Origin of the sequence: Actinomadura sp. NAK00032 (assembly GCF_013364275.1) — a bacterium.
Lineage (GTDB): Bacteria > Actinomycetota > Actinomycetes > Streptosporangiales > Streptosporangiaceae > Spirillospora.
The window spans coordinates 8,274,457-8,292,418 of sequence record NZ_CP054932.1 but is presented as its reverse complement, the minus strand read 5'-3'; the positions used below and the strand labels follow the sequence as shown (position 1 = coordinate 8,292,418).

Below are 17,962 nucleotides of genomic sequence, written 5' to 3'. Positions count from 1 at the left end.
GTCCGCTGGTCGACCGTCGACCGGAGTCAGCTTAGGCTTGACTTCCTCCCTGCGGCTAAAGCCGGGAGATTCCGACCGGCTCGAAAGCCAGTTGGCGCGGTACCCCTCGCGGGGCCGCTGGTTCCTGCTTCACAGACCGCCCAACGGCGAGGTCTCCACAGGCTGGCACCGCATGCCCTGCGGCGCTGAGGATGTTCTTCGCCGCGTTCACGTCGGCGTGGTCCCGGTGGCCGCAGGACGTGCACACAAAGACCGCTTGGCTCTTGCGGTTCTTGGCGTCCACGCTCCCGCACCGGTTGCACGTCTGCGACGTGTACGCGGGGTTGACCAGGACCACTTCGGTTCCGGTCCAGCGTGCTGCGTTGCGGATGGCCCGCTCCATACGGTGCCAGCCCTTGTCGAGGATGGCCCGGTTCAATCCGGCCTTCTGGCGTACGTTGCGGCCGGGCTCGGCTTGCGTGCCCTTGGCCGAAGCGGTCATGTTCTTGGTGCGCAGGTCCTCCAGGACGACCACGCTGTGCCGGGTGGCGAGCCGGTTCGCGGTCCACGCGGTGAAGTCGGTGCGTCGGTCGGTGATCCGGCCCACGATGCGGTTCATCGCGACGAGGGTCCTGCGACGGTTCGCCGAGCCCTTCTCCGACCGGGCCAGACGCCGCTGAAGACGCCGGCAGCGGGCCTTCTCCCCACTGGTGACGAAGTCGCGGTCGTGGAAACAACCGGTGCTCGTGGTCGCCGCGACAACCACACCCCGGTCGATCCCGACAGGTGTGCCCGCGTGGTGCCCGGGGGTGACAACGCCGTCTTCGACAAGGAAGGAGATGTACCAGTGCCCGGTCTTGCGGGAGACGGTGGCCGAGCGGATCTCCCCGCCGAGGGGACGGGTCCAGCGGAAGGCGACCCAGCCGAGCTTGGGCAGCTTCGCGCGGCCCCACCTGCGGTTCAGCCGCTCCACTGTGATGAGGTTCCCGGCGGGAAACCTGAACGAGGGGTTCCAGCGGGCCTTGGAGCGCCAGCGGACCTTGAACGTGCCATGGGTCCGGCACGCCTTGTCCAGGTCCTTCAGCGTCTGCTGGAGAACGTGCGAGGGGGCGGCGCGCAGCCACTCGTGCTCGCGCTTGGCGTCGGCGAGTTCGGCGGCCTGCGGGACGTAGTTCATCCACGCCCCGCGACGCCGGTACTCGCGACGCTGCTCCAGGGCGGTGTTCCACACCGACCGGCAGATGCCGCCGAACTCCTCCACCATCTCGGCCTGTTCAGATGTGAGGCCGAGGCGGTACCTGCGACCGGTCAGCATGCGACACCCCCTCTCTCAAACGCTCTTCTGGTTCTCGACGTACTGCGCCCCTTGATCGCCTTCACGAGCCGGTGCACACCCGATTGCGGGTCGACTTCCACCAGGAGGTGAACGTGGTCCGGCATGACCTCCACCTCGACCAGCCACGCACCCTTCTCGTCCAAGACCTCCCGGACGATCTCCTTCAGCCGTGCCTTGATCCGCCCAGCACGCGGCGCCGGTACTTCGTACACCACACCACGTGGAAGGCGCACTGGAACGTGATGTTGCTGTTCGAGCGCAGGGCAACTGCCACGGTCGAACGATACGGCGTTGAGCTATCTAATGGTGGGCTCGTGCGGGCATCGTCGTGAGGCGGCTATACCCCAGGGCTGAAGCCCGGGGTCTACGCAGTTACCGAGAACCGATCAACCCCGGCGGACTTCCGGTAGGCGGCGATGATCGTTTCGAGGGCGTCGTCCAGCGGGGTGGGAGCCATCCCGAACGTGGCCTGAAAGGCGGAAGAGTCGAGAATGTACGGCTTGTCGAACTGGTAGCGGGTCTCCCGCAGCTCCTTCAGCATCGGGGAGAACAGCCCGAGCGCGTGGAACACGGGGCGCGGCACCTCGCTGACCCGCGGCTTCGGGGCGCCCGCGATCGCGCACAGCCGCTCCGCGACCTCCAGCGTGGACACCGCCGGCGCGGTCGGGACGTGCCAGACCCGGCCGAGGGCCCGCTCGTCCGTGCCGGCGATGGCGAGCGCCTCGGCGACGTCCGGCAGGTACGTCCACGAGTGCGGGACGGACGGGTCGCTGAAGTACGGCACCCGCTTGCCCGCCAGCAGCGGCTTCACGAACCGGGTCTCGCCGATGTACGCCTGGTCGGTGCTGCGGGGGCCGTAGTAGTCGGACGGCCGCAGCTCGGTGGTCCGGATGCGGCCCGCCTTGTGCGCGGCGAAAGCGTCCTGCGACATCTTCGCCCGCACCTGCCCCTTGGTGCCGGGCGCGGCGAGCGGCAGGTCCTCGGTCATCGGCCCGTCCACCGGCCCGTACAGGTACAGGTTGCTGAGGGTGACCAGGACGGCCCCGGTGTCCTCGGCGGTGCCGAGGAAGGACGACGCCATCGGCGGCCAGTCCCGCACCCAGCGGTGGTAGCGCGGGTTGACGCAGTTGTAGAGCGCGTCGGCGCCCTTGGTGATCTGCGTCAGCCGGGTCCGGTCCGCGACGTCGGCGGCGATCCGCTCGACGCCCTCGGGCCCCGACCCCGAGCGCGTCACGACGGCGACGTCGTGCCCCCGCGCGGTGAGCCGCTCGGCGAGGTGCGCCCCGACCTGGCCCGCTCCGACGATCACGTGCTTGCCCATGGCCTTGCTCCTTCGGTTCGGTGCTCTGCAACGAGAGCAATGCTCTCTCTCAAGAGCGGTGTTGTCAAGAGCGGTGCTCTCGCTTCAGTGCATCGCTCTGTTAGCCTCGGGGCATGAGCGAACGGAACCGGGGGACGACGGCCCCGCACGGGAGGCGCGCATGAGCGCCGGACGGACGGCGCGCGAGCGGGTGCGCGCCGAGCTGATCAGGGAGATCACCGAGATCGCGCGGCGGCAGCTGGCCACCGAGGGCGCGGCGGGCCTGTCGCTGCGCGCGGTCGCCCGCGAGATGGGCATGGTGTCGTCGGCGATCTACCGGTACTTCCCGAGCCGCGACGACCTGCTGACGGCGCTGATCATCGACGGCTACAACGCGGTCGGCGACGCCGTCGAGCACGCTGACGCGGCGACCGCTCCCGGCGACTTCGCCGGCCGGTGGCTGGCGGTGTGCAGGGCCGTCCGGGGATGGGCGCTGGAGCATCCGCACGAGTACGCCCTGCTGTACGGGTCTCCCGTCCCCGGCTACACGGCGCCGCAGGACACCGTCTCCGCCGCCGTCCGCGACACGGTCGTCTTCACGCGCATCATCGCCGAGGCGCACGCCGCCGGTGCGCTCGACCCGGCGGGACCGCTCCCGCCAGCGCCCGCCTCACTCGCCGAAGACCTGGCCCGCGCGCGCGCCATGCTGCCCATGGATCTTCCCGACGACGTGATGACTCGGGCCTTCACCGCATGGGCCGGCTTGTATGGAACTGTCAGCTTTGAATTGTTCGGGCAATTCAACAACGTGATCGACGAGGAACGGGCCGCCTACTTCGACCACTCCATGGCGCTGCTCGGCCGCCTCGTCGGCCTGGAACGGTGATGCGGCGGGGCCTCCCGGCGCCCGGCACGGCCGCACGGACGTGTCCAGTATGTGGTCAGTGACGCATGTGACTGGTGGTAAGTAGCCATGTGATCGAAGAATTCGCAGGTCATCACCGTCCGCCCGGATACGGAACGGCTTCACCTCACCGAATCCATTGACGGGACCTTGCCGCCCCCGCAAGCATGGATCGCTCGGCATGCGCGGAATCCCCGGGACGGGGAGCCGCGGGAGGGCGGGAAGGAGCGCGTGGGCAGCGCGATGAAGGCCAACCAGTCCACCATCTCCGGCGGTGGCGCGGCGGGCTCGTCCGGCGGGACGGCGGGGCTCGGCCGGTCGGGGCTCGGCACCTCCGGGGGGCAGCGGCTCCCCACCTCACCGCGCGAGCGCAAGCCCGCGCTGGCCGCCCTCGCGGTGCTGCTGATCCTCGGCGGCGCCCTCGCCAGCGCCTACCTGGTGATGGCGAGCGGCGAGCGGGTGTCGGCGATCCGCGTCGCGCGGCCGGTCGCCGCCGGGCAGCCGATCCCGGCGAGCGCCCTGGAGGAGGTCCAGATCGGCGACACCGGGATCCAGTACCTCGCCTGGACGGAGCGGGCGAAGGTCACCCGGCACATCGCGGCCGTCCCGCTGGTGAAGGGCGCGCTGCTGACCAACGGCATGATCAGCCCGGCGACCGCCCCGGAGAGCGGGCGGGTGATCGTCGGGCTCGCGCTCAAGGCCGGGCAGATGCCGTCCGGGGACGTCGTCCAGGGCAGCCGCGTCACCCTCTACGCGGTCGGCGGCGGGCAGAACGGCGGCCCGCGCGCCGGTACCGTCCTCGCCCAGGACGCCGTCGTGATCGGGATCGGGAGCCGCGACGAGGGCGGCCCGACCCGGCTCCGCTCCGACCAGACCAGCGTGGACGTCGCCGTCCTCCCGGCGGACGCGCCGCAGGTGACGCAGGCGGCCTCCGCCGGGGCGGTGGCGCTCGCGCTGCTGCCGCCCGGCACGAAGCCGGCCCCGGCCAAGAAGCCCGCCCGCCAGGACACCGGCGGCACCACCGGCAACGAGGGCGTCGACCCCGTCCCCGGCGGGACGCCGAACACCGGCGGCACGCCCGGCACCGGCGGCAACCGCCAGGGCACCGGCACAGGTCCGGGCACGGGCACGGGCGGTAACTGACGGTGGCTCTCATCGCGCTCGCGGCCGACAAGGGGGCGCCGGGCGTCACGACCGCGGCGGTCGCGCTCGGCGCCGTGTGGCCGCGCCCCGTGCTGGTCGCGGAGTGCGACCAGGCGGGCGGCGACCTCGTGTACCGGCTGCCCGCCGCCGCACCGGACGGCGGCGACGGCGACGGCGGCATGCTGAACCCGTCCCGCGGGCTGCTCAGCCTCGCCGCGACGGCCCGCCGCGGCCTGCGCCCCGACCAGATCGCCGAGCACTGCCAGCGGCTCGTCGGCGGCCTCGACGTGCTCGTCGGGCTCACCAACGCCGAGCAGGCGCAGGCGATGACCTGGCTGTGGGGGCCGCTCGGCCGGGCGTTCGCCGGGCTCGCCCCGGTGGACGTGATCGCCGACTGCGGGCGGCTCGGCGCGGGCGGCCCGCTGCTGGACCTGCTGCGCGAGGCCGACCTCGTCGTCCTGCTCACCCGCGCCACCCTGGAGCAGGTCGCGCACCTGCGCGAGCGCGTCGGCGCGCTCACCGAGGAGCTGCGCGGCGGCCCGCCGATCGGGGTGCTGGTGCTCGCCGATCCGCGCGACTTCCGCGGCTCGGTCGCCGAGGTCGACCGGATCATCGCGCGCAACCGCGTCCCGGCCGCCGACCCCGGCCAGGGCCCGCCGCCGCCCGGCGTGACCGTCCTCGGCGGCCTCGCGCTCGACCCGAAGGGCGCCGAGCTGCTGTCCGGGCGGTGGGGCGGCCGGCTGGACCGGTCGCTGCTCATCCGGTCGGCGCGCGAGGTCGCGGCCGACCTCACCGGCCGGATCACCGTCACCGGCCCGGCGCCCGCCGCGCCGACGGGGCCGCCCCCCGAGGCGGCGGCGCACGTCCCGGCGGGCGTTCCGCAGGAGGGGAGGCGCTAGATGGACCACGGGCTCGTCAAACGCCTCCGCCAGGAGGTCGGCGACCGGCTGGCGCAGCAGCGCCGGCTGGACGCGGCGAACGGGCTGCAGCCGATGTCCGCCGAGGACGAGCGGCAGTTCGCCCGCGCGCTGATCGGCCAGGTGCTGGAGGAGTACGCGCGCGGCGAGATCACCTCCGGGCGGCGCCCGCCGAACGCCGAAGAGGAGGAGGCGCTCGCCGCCGGCGTGCACGCCGCGCTGTTCGGCGTCGGCCGGCTCCAGCCGCTGCTGGAGGACCCCGAGATCGAGAACATCGACATCAACGGCTGCGACCGGGTGTTCATCGGCTACGCCGACGGCCGCGAGGTGATGGCCGAGCCGGTCGCCGAGAGCGACGAGGAGCTCGTCGAGCTGATCCAGATCCTCGCCGCCTACAGCGGGCTGTCGTCGCGCCCGTTCGACACCGCGAACCCGCAGCTCGACCTGCGCCTGCCGGACGGCTCGCGGCTGTCGGCCGTGATGGACGTGACCGTCCGGCCCGCGCTGTCGATCCGCCGCGCCCGGCTCGGCAAGGTGTTCCTCGCCGACCTGGTCGGCAACGGCACGTTCACGACGGAGATCGGGCAGTTCTTCCGCGCCGCCGTGCTGGCCCGCAAGAACATCATGATCGCCGGGGCGACGAACGCGGGGAAGACGACGCTGCTGCGCGCCGTCGCCAACGAGATCCCGCCGCACGAGCGGCTCGTCACCGTCGAGCGCGCCCTCGAACTCGGCCTGGACGCCTTCCCCGAGCTGCACCCGAACTGCGTCGCGTTCGAGCAGCGCCTCCCGAACTCCGAGGGGCAGGGCGCGATCTCGATGGCGGAGCTGGTCCGCCGGTCGCTGCGGATGAACCCGTCCCGGGTGATCGTCGGCGAGGTCCTCGGCGACGAGATCGTCACGATGCTGAACGCGATGACGCAGGGCAACGACGGGTCGCTGTCCACGATCCACGCGAACTCCTCGGCCGAGGTGTTCAACCGCGTCGCGACGTACGCGATCCAGTCGGAGGAGCGGCTGCCGGTCGAGGCGACGCACATGCTGATCGCGGGCGCGATCGACTTCGTCGTGTTCATCGAGAAGCGCAACGACTACGCCTCCGGCGGGCGGCTGCGCCGCTACGTCGCCAGCGTCCGGGAGGTCACCGGCGTGGACGGGCGGGTCCTGTCGTCGGAGGTGTTCGCGCTCGGCTCCGGCGGGTTCGCCGTCCCGGCCGCGCCGATCGCCTGCGCCGCCGAACTGGCCGAGCACGGCTACGACCCGTCCGCCGCCGGGGGTGCCTGGTGAGCGCCGGGCGTGCGGTGACGGGGTGCCCGGTGAAGGCTTGCCTGGTGAGCGCCGGGGGTGAGCGCTGATGTACGCGCCGGACTTCCTCCTCGCCATCGTCGCGGGCGCCCTGGTCGGCGGCGGCGTCCTGCTGCTGGTCGTCGCGCTGCGCGGGCTGCCGCCCCGGCGCGGGCCCGCGCGCGGCCGCAGCCGCGAGGACCTCATCCGCACCCTCACCACCCGCACCGCCGTCGCCGTCATCGTCGGCTTCCTCGTGCTGATCGTGACGCAGTGGCCGATCGCCGCCGCCGGCACCGGGGCGCTCGTCCTCGCCTGGGAGGGCCTGGCGGGCGGCGCCGCCGAGGAGCGCCGGGGCATGGCGCGGCTGGAGGGCCTCGCCGGCTGGACGGAGTCGCTGCGCGACACGATCGCGGGCGCGGTCGGCCTCGAACAGGCCATCCCCGCCTCGCAGCGCGCCGCCGCGCCCGCCCTCCAGCGGCCGCTGCGCGACCTCGTCGACCGGCTGCACACCCGCGTCCCGATGCCGGAGGCGCTGCGCCGGTTCGCCGACGACATCGACGACCCGTCCGCCGACCTGGTCATCGCCGCGCTGATCCTGAACGCCAAGCTGCGCGGCCCCGGCCTGCGCGACATGCTGAGCGCCCTCGCGACGTCCGCGCGCGCCGAACTCGACATGCGGCGCCGCGTCGAGGCCGACCGGCGCGCCACCCGGCGCAGCGTCCGCATCGTCGTCGCCGTCTCCGTCGGGACGGCCCTCGCGCTCGCCGTGTTCAACCACTCCTACGTCGAGCCGTACGACGACTTCCTCGGGCAGCTCGTCCTGTGCATCGTCGTCGCGCTGTACGGGGCGGCGTTCCTGTGGCTGCGCCGCCTCGCGCGCTACGAGCTGCCCGGACGGTTCCTCAGCGAGCCGCGCCGGACGGCCGAGCCGGGCGTGCCCGGCGAGGTCCCGAGCACGGTCGCCGGCTGGCAGGGCTCCGACGGCGGCCGGCAGGGCGCGCAGGAACCGCCGCTGCGCGGCCGGCACACGATGGACGCCGGAGGGGGTGGCGCCGCGTGAACGGCGCGATGCTCGCGGGCGCCGTCGTCGGCCTCGGCCTGTACGTGCTGGTCCGGGCGCTGTTCCCGGCCCGCCCCGGCCTCGCCGCGCGGATGGCCGCGCTCGACGCCGCCCGCCGCCGCGACCTGGAGGAGCAGCGGCTCGGCCGGATGTCGCCGACGCTGGAGCGGGTCGGCGGCATGCGCGCCAGGATCGGCCGGGAGCTGGCGAAGTTCTGCGAGTCGCGCGGCTGGCGGCTGCGCTCCGTCCGCGCCGACCTCGCGATCACCGAGCGGTCGCTGGAGGCGTTCCTCGCCACCAAGTTCCTGCTCCCGGCGGGCGCGCTGCTGTTCATCCCGCTGATCCTCGCCTACTTCACGCTGCTCGGGCTCGGCTCGTCCGTCGCCGTCCCCGCGTGGATCTGCGTGCTGTTCGCCGTGCTGTTCTTCTTCTACCCCGACATGCAGCTCCGGCAGGAGGCGCAGGCCCGCCGGCAGGACTTCCGGCACGTCGTCGGCGCGTTCCTCGACCTCGTCTCGATGAACCTCGCGGGCGGGCGCGGCGTCCCCGAGGCGCTGATGACCGCGTCGAACGTCGGCGAGGGCTGGGCCATGCACCGCATCCGGGACGCGCTGTCCAACGCCCGCATCACCGGCCAGACGCCCTGGCAGGCGCTCGGCCGGCTCGGCGAGGAACTCGACGTCGCCGAGCTGCGCGACCTCGCCGGGGCGCTCGCGCTCGTCTCCGACGACGGCGCGCAGATCCGCAAGTCGCTCGCCGCCCGCGCCGCGTCCATGCGCAGCCGGGAGCTGTCGGAGCTGGAGGGCAAGGCCGGCGAGCGCTCCCAGTCGATGCTCGTCGCGCAGCTGTTCCTGTGCGCCGGATTCCTGATCTTCCTCGCCTACCCGGCCCTGATGCGGGTGCTCGCGTCATGACCCCCGCCCCGCTCGACCCCATGCGCCCGTCCCCGAACCCCGTGGAGGTGTCCGAATGGATCCGCTGAACCCCCTGGACCATCCGTCCGTCCTCTACCTGCGCGCCATGCTCGGCGCGCGGGTGGCGCGGCTGCGCGCCGAGGAGGACCGCAGCCGCGGCGCGTCCGCGATCGAATGGGCGATCATCACCGCGATCCTCGCGCTGATCGCGATCACCATCGGCGCGGTGATCCAGAAGAAGATCTCGGACAAGGCCAACAGCATCAACACGGGCTGACCGCGATGCGGCTCCGGGACCGAGCGGCCTCCCTCCAGCGGTCCGACGCCGGCGTGTCGTCGATGGAGTGGGCGCTGCTCACGCCGGTCCTCATCCTGGTGATGCTCGTCGTCGTGCAGTTCGCCATGGTCTTCCACGCCCGGCACGTCGCGCTCGCCGCCGCGCAGTCGGGCGCCCGCGTCGCGCGGACCTCCCCGGTCGGCGGCGGCTGGGAGGGCGCCGCGACCGAGAAGGCGGCCGGGTCGGTCCGCGAGATCGGCCCGGACCTGCTGAGCGGCCTCCAGGTGCGGGCGGGCGAGGAGAACGACGAGCGGTGGGTGGAGGTCAGCGGCGAGGCCGTCCAGGTCGTGCCGTTTATGACGTTCCACGTGTCGCAGCGCTCGCAGGGGCCGATCGAGTGCTTCCGGCCGGACGTCGGCTCCGGCACCGCCTGCCAGCGGGGAGCGGGCCCGTGAGAGGCAGCGCGCGCGAGCGGGGTTCGATGTCGCTGGAGATGGTGCTGGTCACGCCCATCTTCATCGCGTTCCTGCTGTTCCTCGCGGGCGCGGGCCGGATGGTGGACGCCAAGAGCCAGGTGGACGGCGCCGCCCGGGACGCCGCGCGCGCCGCGTCCATCGCGCGCAGCGCCGGGTCCGCGCAGGTCCTCGCCGCCGACACCGCGGCCGCCGGGATGCGCGGCACCGACTGGTGCTCGGGCGGCCCCAGCGTCCAGACCGACGTGTCCGCCTGGGGGCCGGGCGGGAGCGTCGGCGTGACCGTCACCTGCGACGTCGACCTCGGCGACCTCGCGTTCCTCGGCCTGCCCGGCAGCAAGCGCCTCCAGGGGCACGCGATCGCGCCCGTCGACACCTTCACCAACCGGGGCACGGACGAGGGCGACGCCGACGACCCGGGAGCCGCGCCGTGAGGACGCTCCAGCGCGGGGACGACCGCGGCACGATCGCGATGTACACGGTGCTGTTCACGCCGGTCGTCCTGCTGCTGGCCGGGCTGCTGGTGGACGGCGGCCTCGCCATCCACGCCCGGCAGCGCGCCGCCGACATGGCCGAGCAGGCGGCGCGGGCGGGCGCCGACCAGATCGACGACGACGCGCTGCGCGACACCGGCGACCCCGTCCTCGACCCGGGCCGGGCCCGCGCGGCGGCGTGCGACCTGCTCGCCGCCTACCCGGACCAGGTGACCGCGTCGCGGTGCGACGCCAACGAGCAGGAGGTCGCGGTCTCGGTCCAGATCAGCGTGCGGCCGCAGCTCCTCGGGATCATCCCGGGCTTCGGCGAGTTCCAGATGACCGCCGGCGCCACCGCACGGCCGGTCACCGGAGACGAGGGCCCGTGAACGGGCGCGAGAACACATCTACGATGAGGGCGACCTCCGGCGAAACGGCAGGGACGCGATGGTGACGCGGCAGGGACGGCGGGCTCCCGTCCGGGTGAACGGGCGCCGCAGCGCGGGCGACATTCTGGCCGGGATCGGCGCGGTCATCGCGCTGGCGGCACTGCTGGTCGGGGTCCCGTTCGCGCTGCTGACAGCGTTCGGGTCGCCGCTGCCCGACCACCTGCCGTCCGCGTCCGACCTCACCCAGAAGGTCGGGCCGGGCTCGCTGATGGCGATCCTGGTGGCGCTGGTGTGGCTCGCCTGGCTGCAACTCGCGGCGTGCGTCGTCGTCGAGGTGTACGCGGGGGTGCGGGGCGTCGGCGTGCCCGCGCGGGTGCCGCTCGCGGGCGGCACGCAGTCGCTCGTGCACCGGCTCGTCGTGGCCGCGCTGCTGCTGTTCACCGCCACCACCACGATCATGCCGGCGTTCGCGGCCGGCGGGCTCTCGCAGCGCCCGGCCGCGGCCGCCGAGGCGCCGGTGCAGGCGCAGCCGCAGGCGCAGGGGTTCCACCAGGTGGCGGACGCCCCCGAGCGTCCGGCCGCCGCGGCCGACCGGGTCGCGGCCGACCTCACCGCCGACCCGGTGGAGAAGTCCGCCACCACGAAGATCTACCGGGTGCAGCCGCCGGAGGGCCGCCACCACGAGAGCCTGTGGGAGATCGCGGAGAAGTGCCTCGGCGAGGGCCGCCGCTACAAGGAGATCTACTCCCTCAACAAGAACCACATCCAGCCGGACGGGACGCGGCTGACGATCGCGAGCCTGATCCGTCCGGGCTGGATCCTGGAGATGCCTGCGGACGCCAAGGGCGCGAAGGTCGTCCCGGTCAAGGACCTGAACGACTACTTCCGCTACGGGCACGCCGTCCCGGACGAGCCGGAGCAGCCCGCGCCCGCCCCGGCCCCGGCCCCGCCGAAGCAGCAGCAGCCCACCCAGCCCCCCGCGAGCCAGCCCCCCGCGACGCAGCCGCCTGCGAGCCAGCCGCCCGCGTCCCAGCCTCCGGCTTCGCAGGCGCCGCCCGCGACGCAGACCCCGGCGCCGGAGCACACCCCCGCACCGCAGCAGAGCCAGACGCCGGAGCAGCAGGCGCCGCGCGAGTCCGAGCCCGCGCACCCGCCCGCGCACGCCGAAGGCCCGTCCGGCGAGATGGGCGGTGAGGCCGGCAGCAGCGGCGCGGACGTCCCCGGCAAGGGCAGCCCGCAGCACGAGGAGACCGGCCCCGCGTTCGACCTCGGCTGGCCGCAGGGCCTCGCCGCCGCGTCGCTGATCGCCGCCGGGCTGCTCGGCGTGCTCGGCCGGCGCCGCCGCGCCCAGCTGTGGAACCGCGCGTTCGGGCACATGGTCGTCCGGCCGGAGGGGGCGGCGGCCGAGGCGGAGCGGGCGCTGCGGCTCGGCGCCGACGACGACGCGGCCAAGCTCCTCGACCTCGGGCTGCGGCACATGTCGAAGTCGATGGCGGCGGGCGGCCGCGCGCTCCCCACCGTCTACGGCGTGCACCTCGGGCGCGGCAGCCTCGACCTGTGGATCGCGCCCGCCGACCGCAACCCGCCCGCCCCCTGGCAGGCGTTCGACGACGGCCAGGTGTGGCGGCTGCGCGACGACGCGCTGCCCATGCTGGAGGCGTCCGACCTCGGTGACGTCCTCGCCCCCTACCCGGGCCTCGTGTCGATCGGCACCAACGCCAACGGCCGCATCCTCGTCGACCTGGAGGCCGCGCACGGGCTGATCGCGCTGCGCGGCGACGAGGACGCCCGCCGCGCCGCGCTGTCGGCGATCGCGCTGGAGCTGGCGACCAACCGCTGGTCCGACCACATGCGGATCACGCTCGTCGGGTTCGACGCCGAGCTGGGCGAGGGCCTCACCGAGATCGCCCCGGACCGCGTCCGCGCCGTCCCGACCCTGCACGACGCGCTGCCCGAGCTGGAGGGACGCAGCGAGGAGGTGCGGCAGGCGCTCGCCGCGTCCGGCGTCGACTCCGTGCTCACCGGCCGCTGCCGCGGCGTGTTCGGCGAGGCTTGGATGCCGCACTACCTGATCATGGCGGACCGCCCCGACGAGCAGGCGGCCGACCGGCTCGTCGCGCTCGCCCGCACCGGCACCCGGATGGCCGCCGGCTACCTCGTCCCCGGCGACGTGCAGGGCGCCACCTGGACCTGGGACGTCGACGCCGCCGGCCGGCTCCAGGCCGGCGTGCTCGGCTTCGACGTCGAGGCGCAGCTCGTCCGCGACGACGACTACCGCGGCGTGTTCGAGCTGTTCCGCACCGCCGGGCGGCTCGACTCCGTGCAGCTGCCCGGCCTGGCCGGCGGCGCCGAGCCGCCGACCGCGCAGCAGTCCTCGGTCGACATCCGGCTGCTCGGCCCCATCGAGGTCGAGGCGCCGGGGCCGATGGACGAGAGCCGCCGCGCGCTGTGCACCGAGGTGCTGGTGTTCCTCGCCGCGCACCCGGAGGGCGTCCACCCGACGGTGCTGTCCGGCGCGGTGTGGCCGCGCGGCGCCAGCGCCGGCGTCCGCGACGCGACCGTGGCCCGCGTGTCGGACTGGCTCGGCCGGGACGCGCGGGGCCGCCCCAACCTGTACCACGACGAGCGCGGCCGGATCCGGCTCGGCTCGGAGGTGCGGGTCGACATCGCCGTGTTCCGCTGGCTGGTGTGGCGGTCGGCGGCCGAGCCCGCGTCCGAGACCGCCTACATGGCCTACGCGCTCGACCTCGTCCGCGGCCCGCTGCTCGCCGACCGGCCCCGCGGCCGGTACGCGTGGCTGGCGAACCACGACCTGGAGTACGAGACGCCCGCGCGGATCATCGACGTCGCGCACCGGCTCGTCGTGCTGCGGCTGGAGGAGGGCGACCCGCGCGGCGCGGTGAGCGCGGCCCGCGCCGGGCTGCGGCTCGCGCCCGAGGACGAGGGCCTGTGGCGCGACCTGCTCCGCGCGACCCACGCGACCGGCGACGTCGCGCAGGTCCGGGTGGTCGTGGACGAGCTGCGCTCCCGCATCGCCCGCGACCCCTACCTCGACCAGCTCCAGCCGGAGACGGAGGCCCTGGTGGAGGAGCTCGTCCCCGACTGGCACCGCGTCGGGTCGCGCTAGCGGTAGAGGCCGGTGCCGCCGAGCGAGTACCGGCCCGGCTGCGGGTGGACGCACAGCCCCGCCGGACGGCCGCCGACCCGCACCTTGCGCAGGACGCGGCCGGTGCGGGTGGACACGGCGTAGACGATCCCGGCGGGGTCGGCGAGCCACAGCTTCGTCCCGTCCGACGACACGCCGCCCGGTACGGGGGAGCCGCCGCCGGGCAGGGGCCACCGGGACACCACGCGCCGCGTGTGGAAGTCGACGGCGGTCAGCGTGCCGTCGCCCACCACGAACAGCCGCCGCGCGTCCCGGCTGACCGCGAGGCCGCGGGCGCCCGGCGCGGTCCGGACGAACCCGAGCAGGGCGAACCGCCGCGCGTCGACCAGCCACACCCCGCCCTGCGCCGCGTCCGCGACGAGGAACACCGCGCCGTCGGGCGACAGCCGCAGATCACCGGGCCGGGCCCCCTCCGGGAGCCGCAGCGTCCCCGCCACGCGCCGCCCGGCCAGATCGACAAGGGCCAGCTCACCAGCCGCCGTGCACGTCGCGACCAGGGACCGGCCGCGCAGGGAGAAGTCGGCGTGGCCCGCCGAGCACGGCATCGGCACCGACGCGCGCAGCGCCATCGTCCGCGGGTCGCGCACGTCGATGCGGCGCGGCCCCCGCGCCGGGACCAGGGCGTCCCGCCCGTCCGGCGTGAAATAGAGCCCCGCCGGACCGGGGACCCGCACCGGCCGCCCGCGCCGCCCGCCGTGCGGCCCGATCGGGACGAGCCGGCCGCGCCGCCGGTCGGTCGCCCACAGCCGCCGCAGATCCCACGAGGGCACGACCCGCGACGCAGCCGCCCCGGTGCGGTACCGCCCGACGACCCGCGCCGCGCCGGGATCGACCACGTCGATGTACCGCCCGTTCGCGACATAGATCCGGGGCGGCAGCCCGCGCGCGTTCGGCGCGATCATGCCGGGCCCCGTCGCGGCGTACACCCGCCCGCCCGCCGGTGCGAGCGGGACCCCACCAGGGTCGGCCGCACCGCGCTTCCCGTCCGGCCGCACCCGCTGGTACGGCGCCGGCCCGCCGAGCCCCACCACGGGATCGTCCGCGGACGGCTCCGCAGGACGGTGGAACGGCACGGGCGACTGGCACCCGGCCAGCACCCCGGACGCCATCGTGAGGGCCGCGGCGAACGGCACCGCGGCGACCCGTGCTCGTACCCGCATCACGGCCGGACCCTACCGACCCACGACACTCAGTGTCCGCGCAACAACAAAACGTATCTACCGCGCCCGTTCGCTAGTCGGACGTTCCTATCCCGATGCCGAACTCGCGGTAGACGCGTTCCCAGAAGCCGTCGCGGAGCCAGGTGCGGGCCTCCTGGTAGGGGCGGAGGGAGGAGCCCAGCTCCTTCTCGGCCTCGATCAGGAGTTCCTTGTCGATGACGGGCGGCAGGATGGGGCCGGGGAGCAGGTCGCGGATGTTGTCGCGGCCGCGCTCGAAGATCCACTTCTGGGCGACGTGCTCGCCGATCTCCAGCATGTGGTCGCGGTCGGGGCCGAGCTTGCCGTCGGTCTGGGCGGTGGAGTTCAGCGAGGCGGCGACGGTGGCGGGGGTCGCGGAGCCCGGGACCGGGACGGTCGCGCGGACGGCGGCGGGGACCGGCTTCACCGACGGGGGCTTGCCCGCGAACACCTGGGACGGGGACGGGACGGGGTTCGCGCGCTGCGCGGCGGCCGCGGCGTCCCGGACGGCGGCGGCGCTGCCCGGCGCGGGCACCGGCAGCACCTTGGCCTTGGTGAAGTACGGGCGGAGGAACTCGGCGGGCAGCACCTCGACGGTGTCGGACTCCCACACCAGCCATTCGGCCTGGTTGGAGCCGTGCGTCGGCTCGACGCCCCACAGGTGCACGCGGACGCCGTAGCGCTGCGCGGCCTCCACGGCGGGCAGCATGTCCTCGTCGCCGGCCAGCAGCACCGCGTCGGTGATCGCGCGGTGCCGGGCGAGGGCCTCCAGGTCGGCGCGCAGCTGCGCGTCCACGCCCTTCTGCTGGCCCTGCGCGTTCAGGTTGCCGAGCCGCAGCTTCACCAGCGGCAGGTTGGCGATCACGCGCTGGTCGACCGTCGGCTGCTTCTTCGGCGCGGCGTCGAACCAGTACACCCGCAGCAGTTCGCCGCGCCGCTGCCCGTCGGCGTGGTCGGTCAGCGCCTTGATCAGCTTCTCCGCGGCGACCCGGTACTCGCGCCGGGATCCGCAGCCGAGCAGCAGGGCACCGGAGGCCGCGTAAAGGTATCCCGCGTCGACGAAGATGGCGTATCGCGCGGGCTGGGCAACGTACTCCGAGGTGGCCATGGCCTTCCACCTTATTCGTGCGGAGGCCCCCACTGGGTGCGAACCACGGTTACATGTCGCTGCGGGCGGTCCGCGCAGAGTCGGCGCGCGGCCCGCCGCGCCCGGACCGCGCCGCAGCTCAGCGGGCAGGTCAGCGGGCAGGTCAGCGCGGCAGGGCGCTCGCCCGCCAGGCGCCCGGGCCGCGCGGCCCGAGGTCGCCCGCGAACGTGTTGCGGACGAGCCGCGACCGGTCCGCCCAGCGGGACGGGCGGGCCGGGCCGCCGCCGTCCCGCGCCGCCGCCGCGGCCTGCGCGCGGGCGGTCAGCACGGCGACGAGCGCGGCGATCTCCTCCGGTCCCGGGTCGCCCCGGACGATCTGCAGGAACGGTTTCTGCTCGGAGCTCACAAGAACCGGCCTTCCAGGAGAGTCCGGGTCACAGCGGGATGTTCCCGTGCTTCTTCGGCGGCAGCGTCTTGCGCTTCTCGCGCAGCGACCGCAGTGCCCGCACGACCTGCCCGCGCGTCTCCGACGGCTTGATCACGTTGTCGACGTAGCCGCGCTCGGCCGCGATGTAGGGGTTGGCGAGCGTGTCCTCGTACTCGGTGATCAGCTCGGCGCGGCGGGCGTCCGGGTCGTCCGCGCCGGCCAGCTCGCGCCGGTACAGGATGTTGACCGCGCCCTGCGCGCCCATCACCGCGATCTGCGCGGTCGGCCACGCCAGGTTGATGTCGGCGCCGAGGTGCTTGGACCCCATGACGTCGTAGGCGCCGCCGTAGGCCTTCCGCGTGATGATCGTGACGAGCGGGACGGTGGCCTCGGCGTAGGCGAACAGCAGCTTGGCGCCGCGCCGGATGATGCCGTTCCATTCCTGGTCGGTGCCGGGCAGGAAGCCGGGGACGTCCACGAAGGTCAGCACCGGGATGTTGAAGGCGTCACAGGTCCGGACGAACCGGGCGGCCTTCTCGGACGCGTCGATGTCGAGCGTTCCGGCGAACTGCATCGGCTGGTTCGCGACGATGCCGACCGAGTGGCCCTCGACGCGGCCGAACCCGACGATGATGTTGGGCGCGAACTGCTCCTGGACCTCCAGGAACTCGCCGTCGTCCAGCACCCGCTCGATGGCGGTGTGCATGTCGTAGGGCTGGTTCGGCGAGTCGGGGATGAGGGTGTCGAGCTCCTCGTCCAGCTCGGTCACGTCCACCGGCACGTCGAACGCGGGCGCGTCGGACAGGTTGTTGGACGGCAGGTACGACAGCAGCGCCTTGACGTACTCGATCGCGTCGTCCTCGTCCGACCCCTGGTAGTGGGCGACGCCGGACTTGGAGTTGTGCGAGTGCGCCCCGCCCAGCTCCTCCATCGTGACCTCTTCACCGGTGACCGTCTTGATCACGTCCGGGCCGGTGATGAACATGTGGGACGTCTGGTCGACCATGACGATGAAGTCGGTGATCGCCGGGGAGTACACCGCGCCGCCCGCGCACGGGCCCATGACCAGCGAGATCTGCGGGATGACGCCGGAGGCGTGCACGTTCCGCTTGAAGATCTCCGCGTACAGGCCGAGCGCGACCACGCCCTCCTGGATCCGCGCGCCGCCGGAGTCGTTGATCCCGATCACCGGGCAGCCGGTCTTGATCGCGTGGTCCATGACCTTGCAGATCTTCTCGCCGAAGACCTCGCCCAGCGATCCGCCGGAGACGGTGAAGTCCTGGCTGAACACCGCGACCGGGCGCCCGTCGACCGTGCCGTAGCCGGTGACGACGCCGTCGCCGTAGGGCCGGTTCTTCTCCATCCCGAAGTTGGTGGAGCGGTGCCGCGCCATCTCGTCGAACTCCACGAACGAACCGGGGTCGAGCAGCGCGTCGATCCGCTCTCGGGCGGTCATCTTGCCCTTGGCGTGCTGCTTCTCCACGGCGCGCGCGGATCCGGCGTTCACCGCCTCGTAGCGCCGCCGCTCCAGGTCCGCGATCTTTCCCGCCGTGGTGTGGAGGTCGTAGTCCACGGGGGGCTCAGGGGCTTCCGTCGCCATGCCGGTCAGGGTAACCGGCGACTGATGCGGCTCTTGCGGCCGGGTGCCGGTG

Annotated in this window: 17 protein-coding genes and 1 pseudogene; 11 read left to right on the top strand and 7 right to left on the bottom strand. The window is 73.9% G+C overall.

Annotated features, from left to right (window positions below; genetic code table 11):
* Positions 1 to 55: 55 nt before the first annotated feature.
* The 3 genes and pseudogenes from HUT06_RS37985 to HUT06_RS37975 all read right to left on the bottom strand — a co-directional run bounded on the left by HUT06_RS37985 (position 56) and on the right by HUT06_RS37975 (position 2,636).
* Entirely contained in the window at positions 56 to 1,294 is a 1,239-nt protein-coding gene (locus HUT06_RS37985) for an RNA-guided endonuclease TnpB family protein (RefSeq protein ID WP_176200126.1), read from the bottom strand.
* 38 nt (positions 1,295 to 1,332) lie between these two features.
* Positions 1,333 to 1,589: pseudogene (tnpA, locus tag HUT06_RS37980) on the bottom strand (IS200/IS605 family transposase); the annotation flags it as partial.
* A 90-nt stretch (positions 1,590 to 1,679) separates the two neighbouring features.
* Positions 1,680 to 2,636, bottom strand: a complete 957-nt coding sequence (locus HUT06_RS37975; protein ID WP_176200125.1) for an NAD-dependent epimerase/dehydratase family protein — start codon at positions 2,634 to 2,636, stop codon at positions 1,680 to 1,682.
* Between the two features lie 160 nt (positions 2,637 to 2,796).
* Here HUT06_RS37975 and HUT06_RS37970 point away from each other — a divergent pair, with 160 nt between their 5' ends.
* The 11 genes from HUT06_RS37970 to HUT06_RS37920 all read left to right on the top strand — a co-directional run bounded on the left by HUT06_RS37970 (position 2,797) and on the right by HUT06_RS37920 (position 13,579).
* Complete coding sequence (locus tag HUT06_RS37970; protein ID WP_176200124.1) at positions 2,797 to 3,501, top strand: TetR/AcrR family transcriptional regulator; 705 nt, start codon at positions 2,797 to 2,799, stop codon at positions 3,499 to 3,501.
* A gap of 249 nt (positions 3,502 to 3,750) precedes the next feature.
* Positions 3,751 to 4,662, top strand: coding sequence for a hypothetical protein (locus HUT06_RS37965; protein WP_176200123.1), 912 nt, complete (start codon positions 3,751 to 3,753; stop codon positions 4,660 to 4,662).
* 2 nt (positions 4,663 to 4,664) lie between these two features.
* On the top strand, positions 4,665 to 5,561 hold the full coding sequence (locus HUT06_RS37960) for a hypothetical protein (RefSeq protein ID WP_254715604.1): 897 nt from the start codon (positions 4,665 to 4,667) through the stop codon (positions 5,559 to 5,561).
* Complete coding sequence (locus tag HUT06_RS37955; protein ID WP_176200122.1) at positions 5,562 to 6,866, top strand: CpaF family protein; 1,305 nt, start codon at positions 5,562 to 5,564, stop codon at positions 6,864 to 6,866.
* Between the two features lie 67 nt (positions 6,867 to 6,933).
* Positions 6,934 to 7,926, top strand: a complete 993-nt coding sequence (locus HUT06_RS37950; protein WP_176200121.1) for a type II secretion system F family protein — start codon at positions 6,934 to 6,936, stop codon at positions 7,924 to 7,926.
* Positions 7,923 to 8,840: a type II secretion system F family protein gene (locus HUT06_RS37945; protein ID WP_176200120.1), complete on the top strand. Its 918-nt coding sequence runs from the start codon at positions 7,923 to 7,925 to the stop codon at positions 8,838 to 8,840. The genes HUT06_RS37950 and HUT06_RS37945 overlap by 4 nt, the downstream gene beginning before the upstream one ends.
* 55 nt (positions 8,841 to 8,895) lie before the next feature.
* Positions 8,896 to 9,117, top strand: coding sequence for a Flp family type IVb pilin (locus HUT06_RS37940; protein WP_254715603.1), 222 nt, complete (start codon positions 8,896 to 8,898; stop codon positions 9,115 to 9,117).
* Positions 9,118 to 9,122: 5 nt separating this feature from the next.
* Positions 9,123 to 9,572: a TadE/TadG family type IV pilus assembly protein gene (locus HUT06_RS37935; protein WP_176200119.1), complete on the top strand. Its 450-nt coding sequence runs from the start codon at positions 9,123 to 9,125 to the stop codon at positions 9,570 to 9,572.
* Positions 9,569 to 10,024 carry a TadE family protein gene (locus HUT06_RS37930; protein WP_254715602.1) on the top strand — a complete coding sequence of 152 codons (456 nt, stop codon included), beginning with the start codon at positions 9,569 to 9,571 and terminating at the stop codon, positions 10,022 to 10,024. Before HUT06_RS37935 ends, HUT06_RS37930 begins: the two co-directional genes overlap by 4 nt.
* Positions 10,021 to 10,452 (top strand): pilus assembly protein TadG-related protein, encoded by a 432-nt coding sequence (locus tag HUT06_RS37925; protein WP_254715601.1) that lies wholly within the window; start codon positions 10,021 to 10,023, stop codon positions 10,450 to 10,452. The genes HUT06_RS37930 and HUT06_RS37925 overlap by 4 nt, the downstream gene beginning before the upstream one ends.
* Positions 10,453 to 10,510: 58 nt before the next feature.
* Positions 10,511 to 13,579, top strand: coding sequence for a bacterial transcriptional activator domain-containing protein (locus tag HUT06_RS37920; RefSeq protein WP_176200118.1), 3,069 nt, complete (start codon positions 10,511 to 10,513; stop codon positions 13,577 to 13,579).
* Here the strand turns inward: HUT06_RS37920 and HUT06_RS37915 are convergent.
* From HUT06_RS37915 to HUT06_RS37900, 4 genes are all read right to left on the bottom strand, one after another.
* A complete protein-coding gene (locus HUT06_RS37915; RefSeq protein ID WP_217711613.1) occupies positions 13,576 to 14,781 on the bottom strand; it encodes a YncE family protein in 1,206 nt (401 codons plus the stop codon). The two genes, HUT06_RS37920 and HUT06_RS37915, sit on opposite strands and share 4 nt — an antisense overlap.
* A gap of 70 nt (positions 14,782 to 14,851) precedes the next feature.
* On the bottom strand, positions 14,852 to 15,904 hold the full coding sequence (locus HUT06_RS37910; protein WP_176200117.1) for an NYN domain-containing protein: 1,053 nt from the start codon (positions 15,902 to 15,904) through the stop codon (positions 14,852 to 14,854).
* Positions 15,905 to 16,046: 142 nt separating this feature from the next.
* Positions 16,047 to 16,289, bottom strand: coding sequence for an acyl-CoA carboxylase subunit epsilon (locus HUT06_RS37905; RefSeq protein ID WP_138641635.1), 243 nt, complete (start codon positions 16,287 to 16,289; stop codon positions 16,047 to 16,049).
* 28 nt (positions 16,290 to 16,317) lie between these two features.
* Positions 16,318 to 17,910 (bottom strand): acyl-CoA carboxylase subunit beta, encoded by a 1,593-nt coding sequence (locus tag HUT06_RS37900; RefSeq protein WP_176200116.1) that lies wholly within the window; start codon positions 17,908 to 17,910, stop codon positions 16,318 to 16,320.
* Positions 17,911 to 17,962 lie beyond the last annotated feature (52 nt).

Bases quoted from the DNA above. Each gene is read 5' to 3' on its own strand.
- HUT06_RS37940 (WP_254715603.1), top strand. From the start codon at position 8,896: ATGGATCCGCTGAACCCCCTGGACCATCCGTCCGTCCTCTACCTGCGC.
- HUT06_RS37970 (WP_176200124.1), top strand. From the start codon at position 2,797: ATGAGCGCCGGACGGACGGCGCGCGAGCGGGTGCGCGCCGAGCTGATC.
- HUT06_RS37975 (WP_176200125.1), bottom strand. From the start codon at position 2,636: ATGGGCAAGCACGTGATCGTCGGAGCGGGCCAGGTCGGGGCGCACCTC.
- HUT06_RS37910 (WP_176200117.1), bottom strand. From the start codon at position 15,904: ATGGCCACCTCGGAGTACGTTGCCCAGCCCGCGCGATACGCCATCTTC.
- HUT06_RS37920 (WP_176200118.1), top strand. From the start codon at position 10,511: ATGGTGACGCGGCAGGGACGGCGGGCTCCCGTCCGGGTGAACGGGCGC.
- HUT06_RS37955 (WP_176200122.1), top strand. From the start codon at position 5,562: ATGGACCACGGGCTCGTCAAACGCCTCCGCCAGGAGGTCGGCGACCGG.
- HUT06_RS37935 (WP_176200119.1), top strand. From the start codon at position 9,123: ATGCGGCTCCGGGACCGAGCGGCCTCCCTCCAGCGGTCCGACGCCGGC.
- HUT06_RS37985 (WP_176200126.1), bottom strand. From the start codon at position 1,294: ATGCTGACCGGTCGCAGGTACCGCCTCGGCCTCACATCTGAACAGGCC.
- HUT06_RS37950 (WP_176200121.1), top strand. From the start codon at position 6,934: ATGTACGCGCCGGACTTCCTCCTCGCCATCGTCGCGGGCGCCCTGGTC.
- HUT06_RS37900 (WP_176200116.1), bottom strand. From the start codon at position 17,910: ATGGCGACGGAAGCCCCTGAGCCCCCCGTGGACTACGACCTCCACACC.